This window comes from Haliea sp. E17 (genome assembly GCF_048323675.1).
GTDB lineage: Bacteria > Pseudomonadota > Gammaproteobacteria > Pseudomonadales > Halieaceae > Mangrovimicrobium.
Genome location: NZ_JBLWFK010000014.1, coordinates 1 through 4,304, shown reverse-complemented (window position 1 = coordinate 4,304; position 4,304 = coordinate 1). Strand labels below are relative to the sequence as shown.

The following is a 4,304-nucleotide window of genomic DNA, read 5'->3' as shown; positions in this document are numbered from 1 at the left end:
CCCCGATCAGTAATGGTCGGGGCGTTTTACTTTGTACCGTTCGATACTCTCCCATGGGGAGACCCGCTTTTATGCGTGTGGGGTCCCGGTGTGCCGGACCACCCCATGTGAGAGTAGGTCATCGCCAGACTCACCGACCCTGTTCCGCAGGAACGGGGAGGAAGCGCCGCAGGCGTCCCGATTTGCTTTGAGCCGTCTGATACTCACTTCTGTTACCCCCTACGGTAATCCGCTACCCCGGATCCACTAAACCCACCTCCACCACCATCCTGCACAGGCTGCTAATATAAAAGCATTCCGGTCCCGGTTACTTTTAAACAACGATGCGCAAACGGCTAAACCGATTCCCGCTGTGCTTCCTCACCCTGCTGGCCCTCCTCGCTCAGCCCGCCCCTGCGGGAGAGATCTACAAATGGGTTGATGCGCAGGGCAAGGTCCATTTTGGCGACAAGCCCCGCGACCCGGCCCTGGCAGACGATATCGAGGCGGTAACTGTCTCGGAGGCCTATAAACCGCCGGCGCGTTCCGAACAGGAACTGGAACAGATGCGGCGGCAAACGGCAGAAGGCTGGCAGCGCGCCCGTGAGCAGCAACTGGAGGAGCAGGCGGAGGCGGAAAGGGCCCGCGCGGAACGCCACCAGGCAAAGGCGTCCCGGTGTGCCGAATACGCCAGGGAAATAGAGGCCCTTTCGGAAATGCAGGAATTCGGCGGTCGCCCGGGTCGCTATTACCTTGCCGGCGAGGACGGGAAGTCAGTCTCCGCGGAACAGCAGAAGGCCCACGTCGAAAGGCTCAAGGCCAAATCTGACGCCGAGGGCTGTTCCGGCTAGCCAGCCAGGTCCGGTATTCATATTGCCAGTTTTTTATATCGGCCCTGATGGTCGGGGCTCACTGATACTCGATCTATTTAATGTTGACTCCAGCGCAGGGCATCTATAGAATGCCGCCTCCTCTTTCCGGGGGGATATTTTGCGTCCTGTTTTTGCATGGCGCCGACTGTCATCACCCGGCAACAGGAAACGGCTATAACGCCAAATGTTTATCCCAGTTTTTGGAGTTTTATCTGAATGGCAACGATCAACCAGTTGGTTCGTAAGCCCAGGAAACGTAAAGTCGACAAGAGCGACGTACCCGCCCTGCAGGGTTGCCCCCAGCGCCGTGGCGTATGTACCCGCGTTTACACGACTACCCCCAAGAAGCCGAACTCCGCACTGCGTAAAGTCTGCCGTGTGCGCCTGACCAACGGTTACGAGGTTTCCTCGTACATCGGTGGTGAAGGCCACAACCTGCAGGAGCACAGTGTTGTTCTGATTCGCGGCGGTCGTGTGAAGGACCTGCCCGGTGTGCGTTACCACACCGTGCGTGGCAGCCTGGATACCTCCGGTGTGGCAGCTCGCCGCAACGGTCGTTCCAAGTACGGTGCCAAGCGTCCCAAGTAATTCGACCTGCGTTCCACGCTTATCGAAATGTAGTAAGTAAGGCCGAACCCCTGCCTCCCCCGCATTCGTGGCAGGTCGGTGTTCGGGTTAACCTGAAGAGATAGAGAGGCCCAAGATGCCGAGAAGACGAGTAGTCGCCAAGCGCGAGGTATTGCCTGATCCCAAGTTTGGCAATGTTACCCTGGCGAAATTCATGAACCATGTCATGATCAGCGGCAAGAAATCCGTAGCCGAAACCATCGTGTACGGTGCCCTGGATATCGTCCAGGACAAGCTGAAAAAAGACCCCCTTGAAGTATTTGACGAAGCGCTGGAAAACATCGCGCCGATGGTAGAAGTGAAGTCCCGCCGTGTCGGTGGTGCAACCTACCAGGTGCCGGTTGAAGTGCGTCCGTCCCGTCGTGTGGCACTGTCCATGCGCTGGCTGGTGGAGTACGCGCGCAACCGCGGTGAGAAGTCCATGCGCCAGCGCCTGGCGGGCGAAATCATCGACGCCTCCCAGGGCAAAGGAAACGCGGTCAAGAAGCGTGAAGACGTGCACCGCATGGCGGAAGCCAACAAGGCGTTCTCGCACTACCGTTTCTAATCATCTGCCCACTTATCAAGCAATCGGGAGTCAATCGTGGCACGTAAAACCCCCATCAAACGATACCGCAATATCGGTATCTGCGCGCACGTGGACGCAGGTAAAACCACGACTACAGAACGTGTTCTGTTCTACACCGGCCTTTCCCACAAAATCGGTGAGGTGCACGACGGTGCGGCCACCATGGACTGGATGGAGCAGGAACAGGAACGCGGTATCACCATTACGTCTGCGGCAACCACCTGTTTCTGGCGTGGTATGGATGCGCAGTTCGACGAGCACCGCATCAACATCATCGACACCCCCGGACACGTGGACTTTACCATTGAGGTAGAGCGTTCCCTGCGTGTACTGGACGGCGCGGTCGTTGTACTGTGCGGCTCCTCCGGCGTCCAGCCCCAGACCGAAACCGTATGGCGCCAGGCCAACAAGTACGAAGTACCCCGCATGGTCTTCGTCAACAAGATGGACCGTGCCGGCGCTGACTTCATGAGCGTGGTCAAGCAGCTGAAGGACCGCCTGGGTGCCAATGCAGTTCCGCTGCAGATGACCATTGGTGCCGAGGACGGGTTCAAGGGCGTTGTCGACCTGGTCAAGAACAAGGCGATCCTGTGGAACGAAGCCGACCAGGGCATGACCTTCGAGTACGGTGAAGTCCCCGCCGACCTGCAAGACCAGGTCGACGAAATGCGTGAGTACATGATCGAGGCGGCTGCCGAAGCCACCGAAGAGCTCATGGAAAAATACCTCGAAGGCGGCGAGCTGACCGAAGAGGAAATCAAGGCCGGCATCCGCGCGCGTACCCTGCGCAACGAGATCATCCCGGTCCTCGGTGGTTCCGCGTTCAAGAACAAGGGTGTCCAGGCGGTACTGGACGCCGTGATCGAGTACATGCCTTCACCCACCGAGGTAAAGGCGATCGAAGGTCACCTGCTGGACAAGGAAGAAACCCTGGCAACTCGCGAGGCGGACGACAATGCGCCCTTCGCGGCCCTGGCGTTCAAAATCGCTACCGACCCCTTCGTGGGCACCCTGACCTTCTTCCGGGTGTATTCCGGCAAGCTGGAATCCGGCACCGGTATCTACAACTCCGTGAAGGAGAAAAAGGAACGCGTCGGCCGTATGGTGCAGATGCACGCCAACAGCCGTGAGGAAATCAAGGAAGTACTGGCGGGCGATATCGCCGCTGCGGTTGGCCTCAAGGACGTCACCACCGGTGATACCCTGTGCGACATCGACCAGCCTATCGTGCTCGAGCGCATGGAATTCCCCGAGCCGGTGATCTCCGTAGCGGTTGAGCCCAAGTCCAAGCCGGACCAGGAAAAAATGGGTATCGCCCTGGGTAAACTGGCCCAGGAAGACCCCTCCTTCCGCGTCAAGACCGACGAGGAAACCGGCCAGACCATCATCTCCGGTATGGGCGAACTCCACCTGGACATCATCGTCGACCGTATGCGTCGCGAGTTCAATGTGGAAGCCAACATCGGCAAGCCGCAGGTGGCCTACCGTGAAGCGATCCGCAACAAGACCGAGATCGAAGGCAAGTTCGTTCGCCAGTCCGGTGGTCGCGGCCAGTACGGTCACGTCTGGGTGCGTTTCGAGCCGGCTGAAGACCAGACCGCTGAAGGCCTGGAGTTCGTCAACGAGATCGTCGGCGGTGTGGTTCCCAAGGAATACATCCCCGCGGTCCAGAAAGGTATCGAAGAGCAGATGCAAAACGGTGTTCTGGCAGGCTATCCGCTGCTGGGCCTGAAAGCGTCGCTGTTCGACGGCTCCTTCCACGACGTGGACTCCAACGAAATGGCGTTCAAGATCGCAGCCTCCATGGCCACCAAAAAACTGGCCGAAGTCGGTGGCGCGGTGCTGCTGGAACCGATCATGTCTGTCGAAGTCGTCACCCCTGAAGAAAACATGGGTGACGTGGTTGGCGACCTCAACCGTCGTCGCGGCCTGATTGGCGGCATGAGCGAAAACCCCTCCGGTAAGGTAGTTACCGCCGAGGTTCCGCTGGCGGAAATGTTCGGTTACGCGACCGACCTCCGTTCTGCGACCCAGGGCCGTGCGACCTATACCATGGAGTTCTGCAAGTATTCAGAGGCTCCGACGAACGTCGCCCAGGAAGTCATCGCCAAGAGCGCAACCAAGTAATTGAAATTGTTCGGCGGCTCTCGCAGCCGCCATCAAACGAGAGGAATTGAAAAGTGGGTAAAGCAACATTTGAACGTACTAAGCCGCACGTAAACGTGGGCACCATTGGCCACGTTGACCACGGCAAGACC

The 4,304-nt window shown here is 58.6% G+C and carries 4 protein-coding genes; all 4 read left to right on the top strand.

Features of this window, described 5'->3' with window-relative positions:
• The first annotated feature begins 323 nt into the window (after window positions 1–323).
• Complete coding sequence (locus ACNKU3_RS20625) at window positions 324–830, top strand: DUF4124 domain-containing protein (RefSeq protein WP_418261462.1); 507 nt, start codon at window positions 324–326, stop codon at window positions 828–830.
• Between the two features lie 237 nt (window positions 831–1,067).
• Complete coding sequence (gene rpsL / locus ACNKU3_RS20620; RefSeq protein WP_418261461.1) at window positions 1,068–1,439, top strand: 30S ribosomal protein S12; 372 nt, start codon at window positions 1,068–1,070, stop codon at window positions 1,437–1,439.
• Between the two features lie 115 nt (window positions 1,440–1,554).
• Window positions 1,555–2,025 (top strand): 30S ribosomal protein S7, encoded by a 471-nt coding sequence (gene rpsG / locus ACNKU3_RS20615; RefSeq protein ID WP_418261460.1) that lies wholly within the window; start codon window positions 1,555–1,557, stop codon window positions 2,023–2,025.
• 36 nt (window positions 2,026–2,061) lie between these two features.
• A complete protein-coding gene (gene fusA / locus ACNKU3_RS20610) occupies window positions 2,062–4,173 on the top strand; it encodes an elongation factor G (protein ID WP_418261459.1) in 2,112 nt (703 codons plus the stop codon).
• Window positions 4,174–4,304 lie beyond the last annotated feature (131 nt).

Bases quoted from the DNA above. Each gene is read 5' to 3' on its own strand.
- rpsG (WP_418261460.1), top strand. From the start codon at position 1,555: ATGCCGAGAAGACGAGTAGTCGCCAAGCGCGAGGTATTGCCTGATCCC.
- ACNKU3_RS20625 (WP_418261462.1), top strand. From the start codon at position 324: ATGCGCAAACGGCTAAACCGATTCCCGCTGTGCTTCCTCACCCTGCTG.
- rpsL (WP_418261461.1), top strand. From the start codon at position 1,068: ATGGCAACGATCAACCAGTTGGTTCGTAAGCCCAGGAAACGTAAAGTC.